Genomic DNA, 17,646 nt, shown 5'->3' on the forward strand with positions numbered 1-17,646 from the left:
GATGAGTTCAGCAAGCATAAAGCTTCGTCATCTAAACGCGTTAAAAACAGTTGAGGTGGATCCTCTCACTAATTCGTTTTACTTAAATGGACAAAGAAATGGGCTAAAGGATTACCCTGTTGCTTCTCCCGTTTGTGGGACAGTGTACGGAACTATACTTAACTATAAAGAAGATCTCACAGCCATAGAAGAGCAGCTTCATCAAAAACCTTATGCTGCTCCTCCTAACGCACCTATCTTGTATATAAAACCGGCAAATACAATCAATTTTCATAGTGCTCCTATTCCTATGCCAAAGGGGGTCTCTACACTAGAAGTTGGAGCATCGTTAGGAGTAGTTATTGGTAAGAAGGCAATTGCTATAAAAGAAGAGGATGCATTTTCTTATATTGCTGGTTACACAATTGTAAATGATGTCAGTATTCCACACGATAGTATTTTCCGACCAGCGGTGCCATACAAGGCAAGGGATGGTTTTTGTGCCATTGGACCTTGGATCATAGATGCCAAAAATATTATGGATCCAAATTCCTTTACGATAAAGGTCTATATAAACAATGAACTCCGGTTAGAAAAAAACACGTCTACTCTAGTGCGCCCAATTGCTAGATTGCTAGAAGAAATAACGGAGTTTATGACGTTAGACGTTGGGGACCTCCTACTGGTCGGAATTCCTACAGCTTCTCCTAAAGTACACGTAGGAGATCAGATCAGAATTGATATAAGCGAAATAGGATCATTAGAAAACTATATGATGGATGAGGAAGAGGGGTGTTTCCTATAAAAAGAGCTAGAGTTGCATATGGTGGAGCTATTTATAATGCAAATGAATATGACACTAGGCTTCAGCTTGAGGATGGTAGGATTGTGAACCAGGATGAGGTTACATGGTTAACACCCCTTAACCCGCGAACTACCTTTGCTTTAGGTCTTAACTATGCCGATCATGCTGCAGAATTAGCTTTTGATGCTCCTTCTGAACCTCTTATCTTTTTAAAGGGACCTAATACATTTGTAGGTCATAATGGGTTTACCAGACGACCATCAGATATAACTTACATGCATTACGAATGCGAGCTTGCTGTTGTAATCGGTAAAAAAGGCAAACATGTAAAAAAAGAAGACGCTTACGATTATGTTAAAGGCTATAGTATAGCAAATGACTATGCTTTTAGAGATTACCTCGAGAACTATTACCGACCAAATCTTCGTGTGAAAAATAGAGATGGCTGTACTCCGCTTGGACCATGGTTAGTGGATAAGGAGTATATTCCAGATCCAATGAATCTTCCATTATATACGTATGTTAATGATAAGCTCGTTCAAAAGGGTAATACGAAAGATATGATATTTGATATTCCAACACTTATTGAATATATCAGTAGCTTTATGACCTTAAGTGAAAATGATGTCATTTTAACCGGGACACCTAAAGGCTCGGTGGACACTAAAGTGGGCGATCATATTGTGACTGAAATTGAAGGAGTTGGTCGTCTAGCAAATACTATTATAGGCGATGAAAAATTCATTAAGAGTTAATACGGAAGGGGAATTGATTTGCCTCATTTTATTGTAGAGTATACAGACAACTTAAAGGAAGACATTAACGTGGAGCAGCTTTTAAAAGATGTTCATCAAATACTTATAGCTAGAAACGATACATTCCCAATTGGAGGAATTCGATCGAGAGCAATCGAGCTAACAGATTATCGAGTAGCTGATGGGTTAGAGGATGATGCCTTTGTACATGCCACATTAAAGATTGCTGCAGGTAGGTCTGAAGAAATCAAGGCAGAAGTATGTGACACTATATTCGAGGTTATTAAAGCTCACTTCGATGAAACGATGAATAAAAGATACTTAGCACTGTCTATGGAATTGGTTGAATTTAGTGATTCAGGAACGTACAAGCAGAACAATATTCATTCTCGTTTTTAAATATCATCATGCTTTAAATCATATATTATTTCATATATTCTTGTTTAATTTGTTCAGAAAATTCGGATTTAGGAGGTAGTAAATATGGGTGCTCGAACAGGGAAGGAATACATCCAAGGTGTGAAGGATCGTCAAACAGAGGTGTGGATTCACGGAGAAAAAGTAGAGGATGTGACTACCCATCCAGCTTTTAAAAACGTGATAGAAAGTGTAGCGGGTTTATATGATCTCCAGCATGAAAAGCCAGAAAAAATGTTATACAAATCACCAACTACCGGAGATAAGGTGGGGCTTTCCTTTATCGCACCGAAAACAAAGGAAGATTTGTTTAAAAGAAGAGAAATGCATAGTGAATGGGCAGCTTTTTCGGGTGGAATGATGGGTCGTTCACCTGACTATTTAAACACAAGCATTATGGCGTTTGGAACAGCAAGTAAGTTCTTTGCACAGGAGGGCGGCGGGAGTAAGCAATTTGCTAAAAATGCAGAAGATTATTATGAATATGCGAGAGAGAACGACATCAGTCTTACGCATACACTTATTCATCCGCAGGTGAACCGATCCATGCTAACACAATCGGAACAAAAGGACCCTTTCTTATCTGCCCGTATTACTAAAAAGACGACAGATGGAATTATCATAAACGGTTGTCGCCTTCTAGCTACCTTAGGGGGAATAACGGATGAATTAGTCGTCTTTCCATCTACTATAAATCGAACTCCCGGTACAGTGGACGATCCATTTGCCTTTGCATTTGCTATTCCGAACAACACGCCAGGCTTAAAATTTCTCTCTCGCGAATCTTTTGATTATGGAAAGAGTAAATGGGACCATCCCCTAGGTGCCAGATTTGATGAAAGTGATGCGATTATATCGTTCGAGGATGTGTTAGTGCCTTGGGAGAGAGTCTTCGTTTGTGAAAGCACTGATATTTGTAATCGTACGTATGCAGAAACGAATGCTGTTATCCATATGACGCATCAAGTAATCTCTAAAAACGTTGTGAAAACTGAATTTATCCTAGGTGTAGTTATTAGCATGATGGAGGCCATTGGTATCGATAAGTTCATGCATGTAAAGGAAAAGGCCAGTGAAATCATGGTGATTCTAGAGGTGATGCGCTCTCATTTATACCGAGCAGAGCATAATGCGAAGATAGACCAATATGGCAATATGACTCCAGACTTCGAGCCATTAAATGCAGCAAGAAACTGGTTCCCTAAAATGTACCAGCGTATGAATGAAATTATCAAAATTTTAGGTGCCTCAGGATTAATGGCATTGCCAACTGAAGCAGACTTTAGCAACGATGATGTAGGTTCTTTAGTACATCGCTATACTCAGGGTGCAAATATAAATGGGGAAGAACGTGTGCAGCTTTTCCGTTTAGGCTGGGATATATCCATCAGTGCATTTGGAAATCGACAAGCTCTATATGAATATTATTTCTTTGGAGATCCGGTTCGTATGTCCAATGCTTATTATGATAGCTTCAATAAACAACCGTATAAGGATATGGTGACTAGCTTTCTAAATAGAGCCAAAAAGGAAGCAGGCATACTTTCATAGTAAAGATTTTCTAAAGGAGTGTATCCATGCAACAGCTTAAAAATGAAATAGATAATCAGTTATTCCGAACGATAATGGGCACCTTTGCAACTGGAGTTACGGTAATTACTACAAAAGTAGAGAACGAAGTTTATGGCATGACAGCGAATGCATTCATGTCAGTTTCTCTAGAGCCTAAGCTAGTGGCTATAAGCATAGGAGACCAAGCTAAAATGCATTCTTATATAAACTCATCTAAACGATTTGCCATCAATATTTTGGCTGCTAACCAACTGGAGCTTTCTAAGCAGTTTGCCGGGCAGTTGAATTCAAACCTGGAAGTAGCATTTGATTACTATCAGGAGCACCCTATTTTAAAGAACTCACTTGCAGTTATCACATGTGAGTTGTTTAACCAAATAGACGCAGGCGATCATACTATTTTCATCGGAAAAGTAATAGGGGTAAAGCACGAACCAAGTGAGCCTCTCTTGTTTTTTGGAGGTAAATACCAAGAGTTAAACAAATAGCTGGAGGAAGAAAATAAAGGGTTGAAAGGAGTCGAATAAAATGGCGTATGAAGAAGAAAAAAAGAAGCTAAGAGGTTCTATTTGTCCTGTAGTTACTCCCTTTACAGAAAATGGAGAAATAGATGAGGAATCCTTTAAGAACCTTATCCATTGGCAAATAGAAAGTGGGAGTCACGGTATATCTGTGACGGGTACAAGTGGGGAACCAAGCTCGTTAACGATTAATGAGCGTAAAAGAGTAATGAAGCTAGCCAGTGAAACAATTGCTGGGCGAGTATTTTTTGCACCTGGTACAGGGTCAACCAACCACGAAGAAACAATGGAGCTTACTAAGTATGCAGAGGAACTAGGCGCTGATGCTGCTATGGTAATTGTTCCCTACTATAATAAACCAAATCAGGAAGCCTTATATACACACTTCAAAGTAGTTGCAGACTCTGTGAAAATCCCAATTATCATCTATAACATTCCAGGCAGATCTGCAGTAAATATGGAAGTCGGTACGATGAAGAGACTAGTTGAAGCGTGTCCAAACATTGTTGGAGTAAAGGAGGCCAATAAGGATTTTGAGCATGTTAATCGTGTCCTACTTAATTGTGGAAGAGATTTTCTTCTTTATTCAGGAATAGAGCTTCTATGTTATCCAATGCTAGCTATTGGCGGTGCAGGCTTTATTAGCGCGACGGCTAATGTAGAACCTGCTAAAGTAGCGGAGCTTTACAATGCTTGGACAGCTGGAGATGTGGAGAGGGCTCAGGATCTACATTTCGAACTAATGCCTTTGAATGATGCGTTATTTAGAGATACGAATCCTGCTCCGGCAAAGGTGGCCCTAGGGATGATGGGGAAGATAAACCCTAAACTGCGACTTCCATTAGGTCCACCATCACAAGCAGTAAAGGATGAAGTGCGACAGACTCTAATAAGCTTAGATATTCTGCCGAAAGAAACTGCCCAACAATTTTAATGAAAGAAGGTGATGAACATGGTGTCTTCTCATGAGTTAATGTCACTCAAGCATGAAACCCAACAAAGCATTTCCCTCTATATAAATGGTGAGTTTACGCCTGCAGCTAGTGGTGCAACTTTCAACAACATGAATCCTTTTACGAACGAGCAAATCAATACAGTCTCGGAAGGCCAAAAGGAAGATATAGATAAAGCTGTTGCAGCAGCTCGTGATGCTTTTGACAATGGTCCATGGAAAACAATGAAGTTAAGTAAAAGGCTGTCTTATATTTATCGTATTGCAGACCTTATTGACGAGGAAGTAGAACGAATCGCATATTTAGAGGCTTTAGACACCGGTTTGCCAATAAGCCAAACAAGAAAAATGGTAAACCGTGCCTCTGAAAACTTTCGCTTTTATGCAAGAATGGTTGAGAGTCGTCTGGTAGGGGATGTCTATCAGGTGGATGACGAATTTGTCAATTATACGATTCATGCCCCTGTAGGCGTAGCCGGTTTAATAACTCCATGGAATGCACCTTTCATGCTTGAGACATGGAAGATTGCTCCAGCACTTGCTACAGGAAATACAGTAGTCCTAAAGCCAGCAGAGCTTTCTCCTCTATCGGCAAATCTATTAGCAGAGGTGATTCATAAGGCAGATCTACCAAAAGGAGTCTTTAATGTGGTTCACGGTAAGGGAGAAGTAGCTGGTGATGCTTTAGTTAAGCACCCAGACGTACAGCTCATTTCGTTTACCGGGGAGACTATAACTGGATCTACTATTATAAAAAATAGTGCAGACACCTTGAAGAGCTGTTCCATGGAGCTAGGCGGCAAATCTCCAATAATTGTTTTTGAGGATGCTGATTTCGAGCGAGCACTAGACGCCTGTGTATGGGGTATCTTTTCCTTTAATGGAGAACGCTGTACGGCTAATTCTCGATTATTCGTCCAAGAAAGCATAAAAGACAGATTTATAGATGCATTAAAAAAGAGAGTTGCTAATATCAAAGTGGGAGACCCTTTAAATGACCTGACGGAGGTTGGTCCTCTTATTGATCGAGGTCACTATAACAAGGTACGTGGCTATATAGACATAGCACGTGAAGAAGGTACTGATGTAATCTCAGGACATATTCCAGCTGAATTTTCCAAAGGAAATTTTGTGCCTCCAACATTAATTTTAAATGCTCATAACCAAATGCGGGTTGCTAAAGAAGAAATATTCGGCCCTGTTCTAATTGCTATGTCGTTCCAAAATGAAGAAGAAGTCATTAAGCTTGCGAATGACACTGATTATGGATTGGCAGGTTATGTGTGGACGAACGATATTAAACGTGGACATCGTGTAGCACATAAAGTGGACGCAGGAATGCTATGGGTAAATGCCCAAAACGTTCGAGATCTTAGAACTCCTTTTGGAGGGACGAAGTATTCTGGCATAGGCAGAGAAGGTGGGCATTACAGCTTTGATTTTTACACGGAGCATAAAATTATTCACGTATCAATTGCTGACCATCATATCCAGCAATTCGGAAAACAATAGAAAGGAGGAGAAGGCCATTGGATTTTTCCATTATACGTATCGCTCGCACAGTGCTACATGTTAAGGATTTAGAGCTATCTCGTAAATTCTATGTAGATGGGTTGGGGATGATAGAAACTGAGAGAGATGATAGGCATGTCTATCTAAGAGGATTAGAAGAGCATTGTCATCACAGTCTGTTACTAAAAAAAGCCGAAAAATCAGTTGTGGAAGTGCTAAGCTACAAGGTGATGAAGGAAGAAGATTTGGAGCACATTGAAAAATTATTCAAGGCTAAAGGACTTAAAACGAAGTGGATGCCTAAAGGAAATCAGTATGCTATCGGTAGAACGCTTAGAGTTCACGACATTTCGGGTATTCCGCTAGAATTTTTTGCAGAAATGCCTACCGTGGATCGGATGCTTCAAAAATACGATCTATATCGCGGAGCAAAAATTCAGCGAATAGACCATGTCAATTGTGCTGTACCAAATGTGCAAAAAGCCTATGATTTTTATGTGAAGAGTTTAGGATTTTCTTGTTCCGAATACACAGAAACGGAAGAAGGTGACTTATGGGCTGCCTGGTTATTCCGAAAGCCTACAGTTCATGATCAAGCGTTCATGAGTGGGCCAGGTCCTAAGCTTCATCATTTTGCGTATACTTTATCTGACAGGCTGAGCGTGCTCGACTGCTGTGATGTGTTGGCTAGTATGGGCTATGCGGATTGTATCGAGCGCGGACCAGGTCGACATGGATTATCTAACGCATTCTTTCTATATTTAAGAGATCCAGATGGTCATCGTATAGAGTTATATACAGGAGACTATTTGACTTGCGACCCAGATATGAAGCCAAAGCGTTGGGATTTAAATGATCCTCTACGTCAAACATTCTGGGGACATCAGGCACCAGACAAATGGTTCAATGAAACTAGCACATTTATTGATATTGAGACAGGCGAAGAAATAAATAGCGAAGAACCAAAGCTTGAGCAACGAAAACCGAAAATTTTAGTATAAATATGGATTCATCTGAGATTAGTGCAGATGTTATTTTTAGACTGTAGATAGACACCTTGAATATTGGTGTTTACCTATAGTCTTTCATCTTTTATATAGAAATTAAGTGAGGAAGTTTCACTTTCGCTATCAGCGGTATTTTTTCCAAGGAAAGGCTTTAGTTGCTTCTCTTTCTGATGTTACTAGGGTCTTCGGCTTGCGATATACTAACTGAGTCACCAATCTTTGCTCTAACCAAGTGTTTTTATTGGAATTTCAAGTAACTCTTAATATTATATTTATATAATTTTCAGAAAATTGTTGAAATTAGTTACTAATATATGTTAAAGTGTAATTAGTCCTATTGAGTATCAGTCGAAAGAACTAATCTATTGTTTTTATAATACAAATTATTTTTTGAGGAGAATAAACATGAATATAGAAGAATTAATAAAATTTCGTCATTCAGCAGTTAACTTTATTGAAGAAGAAAAAATGACAGAAGATGACTTTAAGAAAATTTTCAATTTAACAAAACTTGCACCAAGCGCATTCAATCTTCAATTTGCGAATTACTTGGTAATCATGGATGAAAAGAAAAAAGAAAAAGTAAAGGAATTAAACCACCATCAACATAAAATTCAGACAGCAAGTGCTGTTGTTATCGTAATGGGTAATAAAAATAGTGCTGAAAAGTCCGAGGCAGAAAGAATATTTAGTCCTATGAAAATGCTTAAAATGATGAGTGAATTGGAATATGAAAATACTATAGAAAATATAAAAAAATATAATGATAATTTGCGTTTAAATTCTAATGGACTAGATACTGAGTTAGCGCTCCATGTTGGGATCCATGCAATGTTATTTATGCTTTGCGCTAAACATTTCGGTTTTGATACTTGTCCAATGCATGTGCATAATGTAGATGAAATGAGGAAAGAGTTCAATATTCCTGATCATCTACAACCTTATATGATGATTACTATAGGTAAAAGTGTAGACAATACTAGGCCAAGAGGTTATCGAAAACCAGTCGGAGAATTTGTGAATTTTAACGGATTTAACTTAAGTTACCAGAAATAATTCGACACAGCAATGAAGATTTGGTAGTTTTTTAATACATAATATTTTTATAATATGTGGACTTACGTGGACAATATTGGAGGGAAGGCTTTGAATGAGAAATTAATAAGAGTTGGAACTATTTATATCCCAGTTTCAAATGTTTCTCTCGCAAGCGACTGGTACCAGGAGCAACTCGGCGCTGTCGAGAATTATAAGGACGAGGATAAGGCCATTTTGGACCTAGCCAATCAAAGTGTCTTTTTGATTAAAAGTAAAAAAGAAGAAAGTCTGAACTTTAAAGATTTCCATGGCCGAGAGCAATTTGTCTTAACATTTGAAGTAGATGGGGTAGATAATCTCCTATTATTACACAAAGAATTTAAAGAAAAAGGATTGCGGGTTGGGGAAATAGAAGATAGAGGACATGCTGGTAGAAATTTTGTATTTCAGGATCTTGATGAAAACAAATTTGATGTATGGAGCGAATTAAGTCCTTCTTTTAAAAATAATAGGAACTGATAAAAAAGAGACTACCTATGTCTCTTTTTTATTTTGTTTAACTGGATTATTTTTCGAAAAACAACTGATAAATAGGTTTTAAGGTGATATATCAGGGAATTACAAATAAGGAATGCACTATTTCGAAGGAGGATTTCATAATGGCAGAAGAAAAAGAAATGAGAAATGGTTCAACCGAAAGTAACCAAGGAAAAGAGACGCTTACAACTCGACAAGGTCATCCTGTAACGGATAATCAAAATATTCGAACTGTAGGAAATCGCGGTCCAGCTACTCTTGAAAACTATCATTTCATTGAAAAAATTTCACACTTTGACCGAGAAGAAGTTCCTGAGCGAGTAGTTCATGCTCGTGGAGCTGGTGCTTTTGGCTATTTTGAAACTTACGGAAAAGTAGGGGACGAGCCCGTAGAAAAGTATACTCGTGCAAAAGTATTTTCAGGTGCTGGAAAACAAACACCTTTGATGGTGCGCTTTTCAACAGTTGCAGGTTCTAAGGATTCTCCAGAGACTGCTCGTGATCCACGAGGTTTTGCAGTTAAAATGTATACGGAAGATGGTAACTGGGACTTAGTAGGAAACAACTTAAAAATATTTTTTATTCGTGATGCGATGAAATTTCCAGATATGATTCATGCATTTAAGGCAGACCCTGCTTCTAATATCCCTAACCCAGAGCGTATGTTTGACTTTGTTTCTAAATCACCTGAAGCGACACATATGATTACTTTCCTATTCTCCCCATGGGGAATTCCGGCTACATATCGCCATATGCAGGGATCTGGTGTAAACACGTATAAGTGGGTAAATGATAAAGGCGAAGCAGTATTAGTAAAATATCATTGGGAACCAAAGCAAGGTATTCGCAACCTAACTCAAGATGAAGCTGATGCCATTCAGGCAAAAAATGTTGCTCATGCCACACAGGACTTATATGAATCCATTGAGCGAGGAGAATATCCAGAGTGGGAGTTATTTGTTCAAATTATGAGCGATGATGAGCATCCTGAATTAGATTTTGACCCATTAGACGATACAAAGCTATGGCCACCGGAACAATTCCCGTTCCTACCAGTTGGTAAAATGGTATTAAATCGAAATCCAGTAGATTATCATGCAGAAATTGAACAAGCTGCCTTTGGTACTGGTGTACTAGTAGATGGTTTGGATTTCTCAGATGATAAAATGCTTCAAGGTCGTACTTTTTCTTATTCTGATACACAACGTTACCGCGTAGGAGCAAACTATTTGAAGCTTCCAGTTAATGCGCCTAAGGTTCCTGTAAGAACAAATCAGCATCGTGGTCAAATGGATGTGCATAGACCAGAGGAAGCTGGTGGAAATCCACATATCAATTATGAACCATCCATGATAGGTGGATTGCAGGAAGCAGAAAAAACGGAACGAATTAAGCACGAGCCACAATATAATGCTAAGGCTACAAGTGCACCAATAGATCGAGAGAATAACTATGGACAAGCAGGCGAGACTTATCGTAGCTTTGAAGATTGGGAGCGCGATGAATTGATAAACAACCTGTCTACCGCACTTTCGATTTGTGATCCTCGTATCCAAGAGGCTATGGTCTACCACTTTACACAGGCAGACGGAGATTATGGTCGTCGTGTAAAAGAAGGTATCGAGATGAAGATGAAAGAAATGGAAGACTTAAAAAAACAACAAAAACAAGAGAGCTCTCCGGGTGCTAATGCTGCTGCGGATAAAGCAGAAGATGTTGGTCGAGAATCTAAACCTTACTAATAATTTCAAACCCCTTCACTTAAATGAAGGGGTTCTTTATTTCAATTATCAAAAGGAGTGTATATAAATGAAAGTAATAGTAGTAGGAGCGAATGGTCAGATTGGTAAACAGGTCGTGGAAAAATTACAAGATCATAGGGAACATACGGTGACAGCAGTAGTTCGAAAACAGGAGCAGGTTAATGAATTTAAGAAAAAAGGGATAGAAGCAGCATTACTTGATCTCGAGGGTAAGGTAGACTCATTAACCGAAGCATTTACTGGAGCTGATGCAATCATTTTCGCAGCAGGCTCAGGAGGACATACAGGTCCTGATAAGACATTACTTATTGACTTAGACGGAGCAGTAAAAACAATGGAAGCGGCTGAAGCGGCTGGGGTTGAGCGATATATTTTGGTTAGTGCATTTGATGCTGACAAGCGTGAAAATTGGAACGCTGAAATGAGACCATACTATGTTGCAAAGCATTATGCAGACCGAATGCTTGAGCAAAGTAAACTAAACTATACTATTGTTCGACCTGGTGGGTTAATAAATGAAAAAGCACTAGGAAAAGTGACGGTTGGGGTGGATGCAGAGCCAAGTACAATTACTCGCGAGGATGTAGCGGAGATACTTGTAGCATCTTTAGAAGAATCAGGCACCTATCAAAAAAGTTTTAATGTCGTTAATGGGACACAATCCATTAAAGAAGCTATTAAGAATATATAGTAAAAATATATATATTAAATGGACTCCATATTGTGGAGTCTTTTTTTATAGGACTTTTCTTATTCTCTTAAGTTATTAATTAAAACTACTCGGTAAGGCAAACAGCCTTAGTTAATAACTGTATATCATAGAGAATTTCTTGTTTAAAAGCGTCATTTTCACATCTATAGTAATCATCTACTAGTCTAACTAGTTCTATATAAATGAGGTTCATTATAAATGCCTCCTTTTTCATTAGTCAAAAGTATCTATTCTATTATACCTACTTTTAAGTGGTCATAAACATTTATTTTAAATTAATAAAGAGGACGGTAAGAAATGTTCTCTATCTCTACCTAGAAGTTTCTTTATACCGGAAAATTCCCACTCCTTTGTGCTCGTTATTCCTTTTTTACATATTTCCTTGAAAGGAAAGGTAAATAATGTTAAATTTAAATAGTCTGAATTTTTATTTTTTTAAAAGGGGGCGGTATGATGAAAGTCATTAAATATACTTGTTTTGAGAATTACGTGTGGAAGAGGAATACTTAGCGTGTCCTTAAGCATTTATTAGAGTGATGGCACGTCCAAAGAAACGGAAGCTATAGGTTAACTTGAATTGGATTAGAAGTATGGGTATGTCTTCATATACAAATATATATATATCTTAGCTTTAAGCAAGATGTCGTTCTTTAAGAGCGCTAACTACAACTCTAACAATACGTAAGCAAAGTAGGTAAGAAAATATAAAAAATTTTAAGTAAGTATGAATTATCAACTGGCAATTAACTTATGAAGGAGAGTAACCGTATGATTAAAGAGAGTTTTCACACTGTGCTGATTAAGCACTTAGATTTAATGCAAAATAAAGATATTATTCCTTTTCTACAAACTATTTCTGAACAAGAAGATATAAGTGTAATAATGCCTAACGGTCGCTTGATTAGCGGGTATAAAGATGTCGCTGAATTTAATAAAGATTGGTTTGCTGATATCGATTGGAGTTTAAGTTATCAAATCATTAAAGAAGAGTGTACAGACGAGATGGGCTACGCTGTTGTGGAGATTGAGTATAAGGACGTGGATCAGAATGGGAATCCATATAACAAAATTTATTACCTTACATTAATATTTAAAAAAAATAATGAAAAATGGTTATTGGTTCATGATCAAAATACCTTTACTTGAAATGTGTAATTGTGAGTGCTTAAAGATAAGCAGTTTAGTGGCAATGTAAAGAGGTGAATTAATGGATAACATTGATAAACGGAATCGATTGGGCGAGGAAGTCTTTACGTATAGAATTACGAAAGATAAAAAAGTATTTATCTCTTTTCAAGGAAGACATGTTACCACGCTCGTAGGAAAAGCTAGCGAAAAATTTTTGAGCAAGATCCATTCTGCAGACTTCAAGGAAGCACAATTGCTAATGGCCAAAGCGACAGGAAATTTTAAGCATGGAAATGAAAAGGATAACAAATAATTTAAGTTCAGTTGATAATAAACAGCTTATTGATTTTAAAATCATAAGCTGTTTATTTTTTATTTGATTTCTTTTTAGGAAAGCCCCTATTATCTTTCCTACTTTTCTTGATTTGTCATGATGAGAGGGCGGGGAAGCAATTATTTTTTTACTTATGACATAGTACTTTGACAGACATAGTAATTTGATATACATTTTAATAAGAGGTGATAAGTTTGTCAGAAAATGAAGTAAGTGCTGATTTAATAAGAGGTCATATCGATACCATAATTTTAAAGGTTTTAAAGGCAGGAGATAATTATGGATATGAAATTATGAAGGCTATCTCAGTCGGTAGCAATGGAGAGTATATATTGAAAGAGCCGAGTTTATATAGCAGTCTGAAACGATTAGAAAAGTTTGAACTTATCCATGCCTACTGGGGTGATCAGTCCCAAGGTGGCCGACGAAAATATTATACGATTACAAAAGAAGGCTTAGCGGCCTACGAAGAAAATGTAAGAGCATGGAATCGAGCAAAGCTGCTCATTGATCGATTAGTTTTAGGAGGGTGTGATTAAGATGAATGAGGTACGAAATTATGTTAATAAAATGTTTGCTGGATACCCAAAAAATGAAGAAACATTAGAGTTAAAAGAAGAAGTAATCGGAAATTTAGAGGCTGAAATTGAAGACTTAGTTATGAACAAGGGCATAACTTCTAAACAAGCATTTAGGATTAGCACAGAGAAGATGTCTAAACTGGATAGTGTAATCGAAGGTGTACAATCAGTTCAATTAAGTAAAGTGTTGGTCAAGCTTACGCAATGGTCGCTGATTTATTTATTGATAGCATGGATCATCTCTATTCCGTTTAATGTTTTTAGTTCCTTAAGGGCTACGAGCTGGCTGTTGTTAATAATCATATTAATAATTGGCGTATTTTATATCGTGTTAAAAATCATAGCAGGTTCTTTAACGAATGAAAGAACAATCCAATTAGCTTTTATGAATAGATGGCAAAAATGGATTTGGATTATTTGGGCATTGTTTATGGTAGCGCAGTGGGGAATGATTACTGCCATCCATTTTGGTAGTGATCTATGGTTTGGCCGTAATATCTCTATTGAAGGTCCTTATCAATTCGGTCAGACTATAGCAGCCTATTTGGCTCCATTTTTCTCCATCATTGTACCTTTATTAATTAACAGATTTAAAAACATAGTTATCAGAGGAGGTAATGAAGCGAACTATGAAGAATAAGTTAATAATTGGATTATTCATTACTGGGCTTATACTTTTTGGATGGACGAACCTTTTTTACCTACCAGAAAAAGAAAATTTACAAGCGGAAGAAATGCTACGGCAGCTTGATCCAGAGACCCATGATTTTAGCAAGGTGCTAGTATATGAAAATCTATATATGGGAAACAACTCAAATAATGCACATTTGTTTCAATCACTTCCTTTACAAAATTATTTGAATGGCTTTGAACAGGACCCTGATCGTTTTTTGTTAATCGTGAATTATAAAGATTTAAGTGACGTTTCTCCTCGTCAAGTACAACAATCGGTCATTTATAATACTACAGCTGCTTTTGTACTTATTAAGAATTTGGAACAAATAGAGTTAAGACTTCCAAATGAAAATTTTCTCGTTAACAGAAGCAATGTAGAGAGTGTTCTAGGGAATTTGGATGAGCTTTTAGATCCTCCATTATTTGAAAAAGAAGTGCAACAGCGATTAAAAACGGAAGAGATAGAGGATTGGTTAGACCAGTATATACAAGTCAGCAAGGAGGGCTAACATGAAGGATCGTGTCATTCAGGCGTATAACCAGCTCGCCGATGATTATGAATTTAACGTCGATCAAAGAAGTATATATAACACGGAGTATGAGAGACCAGAAATGGTCAAACAAATGCCTTCTAATTTAAATAATCTAAGCGTTTTGGATGCGGGTTGTGCTGCAGGATGGTATACCTCCCAGCTTATACGGGAAGGGGCAACGGTTACAGCAATCGATATCAGTCCTAAAATGGTAGAGGCAACGAAAAGAAGAGTAAAGGACATAGCAAATGTTCTTTGCTTAAGCTTAGAAGAAGAACTTCCCTTTGAAGACAATAGTTTTGATCTCATTATTAGCTCATTAGTGCTACATTATATCAATGATTGGGAATTGACATTTAAAGAGTTTCAAAGAATCTTAAAGCCAGGCGGTCAATTCATATTTTCGGTACACCACCCATCTATGGATATGAAAAAAACAGAGGAAGGAGATTATTTTGCACATGAATTTATAATAGATCAGTGGAAGCGTGATGGGAAAATAATTGAAGTGCCTTTTTATAGGAGACCTATGCAAGCCATCTTAAACGAAACTTTAAAATATTTTAAATTAGAGCGTCTTATTGAGCCACAGCCTACGGAAGAATTTAAGAATATAGATCCTAAAGGTTATCACAAGCTGATGACAACTCCACATTTTTTGATAATTAATGCTAGAAACTAAGGAACATAAGGGTTAAGGGGGGGATTAAATATGTCTAAAGAGTTTTTTGCCATAATATCAATAGTTTCTGTAGTGATCTGGATTGTAGTTTCCCAAGAGGCTGTAAAACCCTCAAAAGAGATAAATTGGTGGAAAATGATAAGCTTACTTTCTGTAGGAACCGTATTGGCATTAGGGTTAAGCATTTCCCTTTTTCAGAGCCTGCCGTTCTAGGATAGGTAACTGGGTTTTTGTTGAATATCTAAATAACCATATGATTTTTAAAAGGACTTAGTTTGTTTGAAGTAAGCTAAGTCCTTTTATCCTACTAAAATGATTACACATTATAATAAATTTTATATTTCTTGGAGGAGTTAAAATGTCTATAAAAGTAATCCATCATTTTACTGAAAAGCATTTAACAGACTTGTATCAATTATTTCAAAATGAATGGTGGACAAAAGAGCGTAGCTTAGCTGATATAAAAACAATGATTGATTTGAGTCATGTAACGATAGGCTTAGTTGATCAGGACTCAGGTGAGCTAGTGGGTTTCGCAAGAGCAATTTCAGATGGAGTATACAGGGCGTTTATTTTTGATGTAATTGTAAAAGAAAACGGTCGGAAGCAAGGATATGGGTTTACTCTAATGAACAGTCTGTTAAATCACTCAGTCATTCAGGATGTAGAGCGAGTCGAGCTTTATTGTCCTGAAAGATTAGTTTCCTACTATGAGCAATTTGGATTTTCTACCGATGTGAATGGTAGTACATTAATGAGGTTAAAGAGATAACAGAAAGGACAAGGAACAGGGGAAAATATGGCTTTTATAGATTGATTACCTTTACAAGGGGGAAACAAAATTCACATTATATTCTTGGAGAAAGTATGAAGGACTTTTAGGAGTAATAATAAATGAATCCCATAAAGCTATAAATGTCTAATTCAAAATAAAGCTCCAGAAATTTTGCTTTGCGCAAAATTTTTGGAGCTTTTTAGAGGGGCAATTTTATTCCCTGCAAATATTCGATTATTTATTATTCCTTTTTATTAGCTCTGTTTGTTTAAGCGTTCGTTTATTTGCTTTATGGTCATGTACTACAAGGATAGCATGAATAATTCCAGGTACGTAACCTAAAAAACATAGTAGTAAATTAAGAAAAGCTTGAAATGGCTTCCCGGAGAATAAAACTGCTACTGGTGGTAAAACAATAGCTAAAAGATACATCATAGTTACTAGCTCCTTACAAGGATTTGTACACAATCATACAGAACAACTTGTAGGATTAGCAAACTATAACATAGTGGTATATAATGGGTACTTTTCCTGAAGTAATAATATTAATTAATGCTTTCTAATGCAATCTTTAAATTAGGGTAAATGACATCTGCAGCCACATCTATTCCTTCATTAATGGTCATTTTAGCTAAATCAGGGCAAATCCCTGTTGCCATAACACTAATTCCCATTATACGAATCATTTGAACCAATTCGTTTATATATTGAACGTTTCCTTTATCGATTTTATATACCCCTGAAAAGTCAATTATAACGTAAAATACACCAGCACTTGCAATTTTAGGAGTTAAATTTTCTATCATATAGTCTATCCGATATGTATCAATGTGTCCTACCAATGGCAAAACTATAATTCCTTCTTTAACAGGAACTATTGGTGCTCCGACCTTTGCTAATTCCATTTGGGACATCTTTTGGTATTCGCTTGCTAGATACTCATAATTGGCAACCGTTTCGTTAAGGCTCATATCTAACATTCTGTTAACCTGTTTAATCAATTTACTTAGCTCTTTCAAATTAAGATCGAATGTGATTGCTAAATTAGTCAGTATGTCAGTAATTACATTGCGAGTAGGGAGATATCTGACTACTAGGGTAGATAGATTACCATCAAGAGAAACCATTGCTGCATTCTTTTTACTCCATATTAATAAGGATTCAGGGATTTTCTCCTCACCACTTAAAATATACTCTCCAATAAAGGTAACAAACTCAATATACATATTTTTAGCTTGTTCCTGTTCCCAACGAGGTATATCCATATCTAGAGAATTGATTACCTCATCAACGATATTACTAGCCAACAATTCTTTATTATTAAAGATATAATCTGAAATACTAATAAGTGGGCTCATATTTCTTCTC

23 protein-coding genes are annotated in these 17,646 nt (G+C 36.9%); 20 read left to right on the plus strand and 3 right to left on the minus strand.

The genetic code is table 11. The features are described 5' to 3' along the window. Window position 1 precedes the first annotated feature (1 nt). The 12 genes from M3627_RS04170 (at window position 2) to M3627_RS04225 (ending at window position 11,549) form a co-directional block, all read left to right on the plus strand. Window positions 2-784, plus strand: a complete 783-nt coding sequence (locus M3627_RS04170; RefSeq protein ID WP_251553052.1) for a fumarylacetoacetate hydrolase family protein — start codon at window positions 2-4, stop codon at window positions 782-784. Further along, window positions 781-1,539: a fumarylacetoacetate hydrolase family protein gene (locus tag M3627_RS04175; protein WP_251553203.1), complete on the plus strand. Its 759-nt coding sequence runs from the start codon at window positions 781-783 to the stop codon at window positions 1,537-1,539. Before M3627_RS04170 ends, M3627_RS04175 begins: the two co-directional genes overlap by 4 nt. Before the next feature lie 18 nt (window positions 1,540-1,557). Next, a complete protein-coding gene (locus M3627_RS04180; RefSeq protein ID WP_251553053.1) occupies window positions 1,558-1,938 on the plus strand; it encodes a 5-carboxymethyl-2-hydroxymuconate Delta-isomerase in 381 nt (126 codons plus the stop codon). Window positions 1,939-2,022: 84 nt separating this feature from the next. After that, window positions 2,023-3,507, plus strand: coding sequence for a 4-hydroxyphenylacetate 3-monooxygenase, oxygenase component (hpaB, locus tag M3627_RS04185; protein ID WP_251553054.1), 1,485 nt, complete (start codon window positions 2,023-2,025; stop codon window positions 3,505-3,507). A gap of 47 nt (window positions 3,508-3,554) precedes the next feature. Next, the gene (locus M3627_RS04190; RefSeq protein WP_251553204.1) at window positions 3,555-4,016 is read left to right on the plus strand and encodes a flavin reductase family protein; all 462 of its coding nucleotides are present in this window, start codon (window positions 3,555-3,557) and stop codon (window positions 4,014-4,016) included. A gap of 40 nt (window positions 4,017-4,056) precedes the next feature. After that, window positions 4,057-4,983 (plus strand): 2,4-dihydroxyhept-2-ene-1,7-dioic acid aldolase, encoded by a 927-nt coding sequence (gene hpaI, locus M3627_RS04195; protein WP_251553055.1) that lies wholly within the window; start codon window positions 4,057-4,059, stop codon window positions 4,981-4,983. A gap of 18 nt (window positions 4,984-5,001) precedes the next feature. Then, window positions 5,002-6,513: a 5-carboxymethyl-2-hydroxymuconate semialdehyde dehydrogenase gene (gene hpaE / locus M3627_RS04200; protein ID WP_251553056.1), complete on the plus strand. Its 1,512-nt coding sequence runs from the start codon at window positions 5,002-5,004 to the stop codon at window positions 6,511-6,513. A 17-nt stretch (window positions 6,514-6,530) separates the two neighbouring features. Continuing rightward, entirely contained in the window at window positions 6,531-7,514 is a 984-nt protein-coding gene (hpaD, locus tag M3627_RS04205) for a 3,4-dihydroxyphenylacetate 2,3-dioxygenase (RefSeq protein ID WP_251553057.1), read from the plus strand. Between the two features lie 411 nt (window positions 7,515-7,925). Further along, complete coding sequence (locus M3627_RS04210) at window positions 7,926-8,576, plus strand: nitroreductase family protein (protein WP_169358269.1); 651 nt, start codon at window positions 7,926-7,928, stop codon at window positions 8,574-8,576. A gap of 90 nt (window positions 8,577-8,666) precedes the next feature. Further along, complete coding sequence (locus M3627_RS04215) at window positions 8,667-9,077, plus strand: VOC family protein (RefSeq protein WP_251553058.1); 411 nt, start codon at window positions 8,667-8,669, stop codon at window positions 9,075-9,077. A gap of 140 nt (window positions 9,078-9,217) precedes the next feature. Then, window positions 9,218-10,837, plus strand: a complete 1,620-nt coding sequence (locus M3627_RS04220; protein WP_251553060.1) for a catalase — start codon at window positions 9,218-9,220, stop codon at window positions 10,835-10,837. A gap of 67 nt (window positions 10,838-10,904) precedes the next feature. Then, window positions 10,905-11,549 carry an SDR family oxidoreductase gene (locus tag M3627_RS04225; protein WP_169358272.1) on the plus strand — a complete coding sequence of 215 codons (645 nt, stop codon included), beginning with the start codon at window positions 10,905-10,907 and terminating at the stop codon, window positions 11,547-11,549. Window positions 11,550-11,634: 85 nt separating this feature from the next. Here M3627_RS04225 and M3627_RS20760 read toward each other — a convergent pair whose 3' ends face one another. Next, entirely contained in the window at window positions 11,635-11,763 is a 129-nt protein-coding gene (locus M3627_RS20760) for a hypothetical protein (protein ID WP_277347061.1), read from the minus strand. 557 nt (window positions 11,764-12,320) lie between these two features. Here M3627_RS20760 and M3627_RS04230 point away from each other — a divergent pair. The 8 genes from M3627_RS04230 to M3627_RS04265 all read left to right on the plus strand — a co-directional run bounded on the left by M3627_RS04230 (window position 12,321) and on the right by M3627_RS04265 (window position 16,275). Beyond that, on the plus strand, window positions 12,321-12,716 hold the full coding sequence (locus M3627_RS04230) for a YybH family protein (protein WP_251553061.1): 396 nt from the start codon (window positions 12,321-12,323) through the stop codon (window positions 12,714-12,716). Window positions 12,717-12,777: 61 nt separating this feature from the next. Continuing rightward, window positions 12,778-13,011 carry a hypothetical protein gene (locus M3627_RS04235; protein ID WP_169358274.1) on the plus strand — a complete coding sequence of 78 codons (234 nt, stop codon included), beginning with the start codon at window positions 12,778-12,780 and terminating at the stop codon, window positions 13,009-13,011. Between the two features lie 215 nt (window positions 13,012-13,226). Further along, on the plus strand, window positions 13,227-13,571 hold the full coding sequence (locus tag M3627_RS04240; protein WP_169358275.1) for a PadR family transcriptional regulator: 345 nt from the start codon (window positions 13,227-13,229) through the stop codon (window positions 13,569-13,571). Between the two features lies 1 nt (window position 13,572). Further along, entirely contained in the window at window positions 13,573-14,253 is a 681-nt protein-coding gene (locus M3627_RS04245; RefSeq protein ID WP_169358276.1) for a hypothetical protein, read from the plus strand. After that, the gene (locus M3627_RS04250; protein ID WP_251553062.1) at window positions 14,243-14,797 is read left to right on the plus strand and encodes a DUF4825 domain-containing protein; all 555 of its coding nucleotides are present in this window, start codon (window positions 14,243-14,245) and stop codon (window positions 14,795-14,797) included. Before M3627_RS04245 ends, M3627_RS04250 begins: the two co-directional genes overlap by 11 nt. A gap of 1 nt (window position 14,798) precedes the next feature. Continuing rightward, window positions 14,799-15,503, plus strand: a complete 705-nt coding sequence (locus tag M3627_RS04255) for a class I SAM-dependent methyltransferase (RefSeq protein WP_251553063.1) — start codon at window positions 14,799-14,801, stop codon at window positions 15,501-15,503. 30 nt (window positions 15,504-15,533) lie between these two features. Next, on the plus strand, window positions 15,534-15,716 hold the full coding sequence (locus M3627_RS04260) for a hypothetical protein (RefSeq protein WP_251553064.1): 183 nt from the start codon (window positions 15,534-15,536) through the stop codon (window positions 15,714-15,716). 145 nt (window positions 15,717-15,861) lie between these two features. Then, complete coding sequence (locus M3627_RS04265; protein WP_251553065.1) at window positions 15,862-16,275, plus strand: GNAT family N-acetyltransferase; 414 nt, start codon at window positions 15,862-15,864, stop codon at window positions 16,273-16,275. 237 nt (window positions 16,276-16,512) lie between these two features. Here the strand turns inward: M3627_RS04265 and M3627_RS04270 are convergent, their stop codons facing one another. Continuing rightward, the gene (locus M3627_RS04270) at window positions 16,513-16,713 is read right to left on the minus strand and encodes a YqaE/Pmp3 family membrane protein (protein ID WP_169358281.1); all 201 of its coding nucleotides are present in this window, start codon (window positions 16,711-16,713) and stop codon (window positions 16,513-16,515) included. Window positions 16,714-16,823: 110 nt separating this feature from the next. Beyond that, window positions 16,824-17,636: an STAS domain-containing protein gene (locus M3627_RS04275; protein ID WP_169358282.1), complete on the minus strand. Its 813-nt coding sequence runs from the start codon at window positions 17,634-17,636 to the stop codon at window positions 16,824-16,826. Between the last annotated feature and the right edge of the window lie 10 nt (window positions 17,637-17,646).

The sequence above is a fragment of the Psychrobacillus sp. MER TA 171 genome, from assembly GCF_023713305.1.
GTDB lineage: Bacteria > Bacillota > Bacilli > Bacillales_A > Planococcaceae > Psychrobacillus.

Coding starts and splice junctions, on each gene's coding strand:
- M3627_RS04170 (WP_251553052.1), top strand. CDS start 2: ATGAGTTCAGCAAGCATAAAGCTTCGTCATCTAAACGCGTTAAAAACA.
- hpaB (WP_251553054.1), top strand. CDS start 2,023: ATGGGTGCTCGAACAGGGAAGGAATACATCCAAGGTGTGAAGGATCGT.
- hpaI (WP_251553055.1), top strand. CDS start 4,057: ATGGCGTATGAAGAAGAAAAAAAGAAGCTAAGAGGTTCTATTTGTCCT.
- hpaE (WP_251553056.1), top strand. CDS start 5,002: ATGGTGTCTTCTCATGAGTTAATGTCACTCAAGCATGAAACCCAACAA.
- M3627_RS04210 (WP_169358269.1), top strand. CDS start 7,926: ATGAATATAGAAGAATTAATAAAATTTCGTCATTCAGCAGTTAACTTT.
- M3627_RS04220 (WP_251553060.1), top strand. CDS start 9,218: ATGGCAGAAGAAAAAGAAATGAGAAATGGTTCAACCGAAAGTAACCAA.
- M3627_RS04225 (WP_169358272.1), top strand. CDS start 10,905: ATGAAAGTAATAGTAGTAGGAGCGAATGGTCAGATTGGTAAACAGGTC.
- M3627_RS20760 (WP_277347061.1), bottom strand. CDS start 11,763: ATGAACCTCATTTATATAGAACTAGTTAGACTAGTAGATGATTACTAT.
- M3627_RS04230 (WP_251553061.1), top strand. CDS start 12,321: ATGAAGGAGAGTAACCGTATGATTAAAGAGAGTTTTCACACTGTGCTG.
- M3627_RS04235 (WP_169358274.1), top strand. CDS start 12,778: ATGGATAACATTGATAAACGGAATCGATTGGGCGAGGAAGTCTTTACG.
- M3627_RS04245 (WP_169358276.1), top strand. CDS start 13,573: ATGAATGAGGTACGAAATTATGTTAATAAAATGTTTGCTGGATACCCA.
- M3627_RS04250 (WP_251553062.1), top strand. CDS start 14,243: ATGAAGAATAAGTTAATAATTGGATTATTCATTACTGGGCTTATACTT.
- M3627_RS04255 (WP_251553063.1), top strand. CDS start 14,799: ATGAAGGATCGTGTCATTCAGGCGTATAACCAGCTCGCCGATGATTAT.
- M3627_RS04260 (WP_251553064.1), top strand. CDS start 15,534: ATGTCTAAAGAGTTTTTTGCCATAATATCAATAGTTTCTGTAGTGATC.
- M3627_RS04265 (WP_251553065.1), top strand. CDS start 15,862: ATGTCTATAAAAGTAATCCATCATTTTACTGAAAAGCATTTAACAGAC.
- M3627_RS04270 (WP_169358281.1), bottom strand. CDS start 16,713: ATGATGTATCTTTTAGCTATTGTTTTACCACCAGTAGCAGTTTTATTC.
- M3627_RS04275 (WP_169358282.1), bottom strand. CDS start 17,636: ATGAGCCCACTTATTAGTATTTCAGATTATATCTTTAATAATAAAGAA.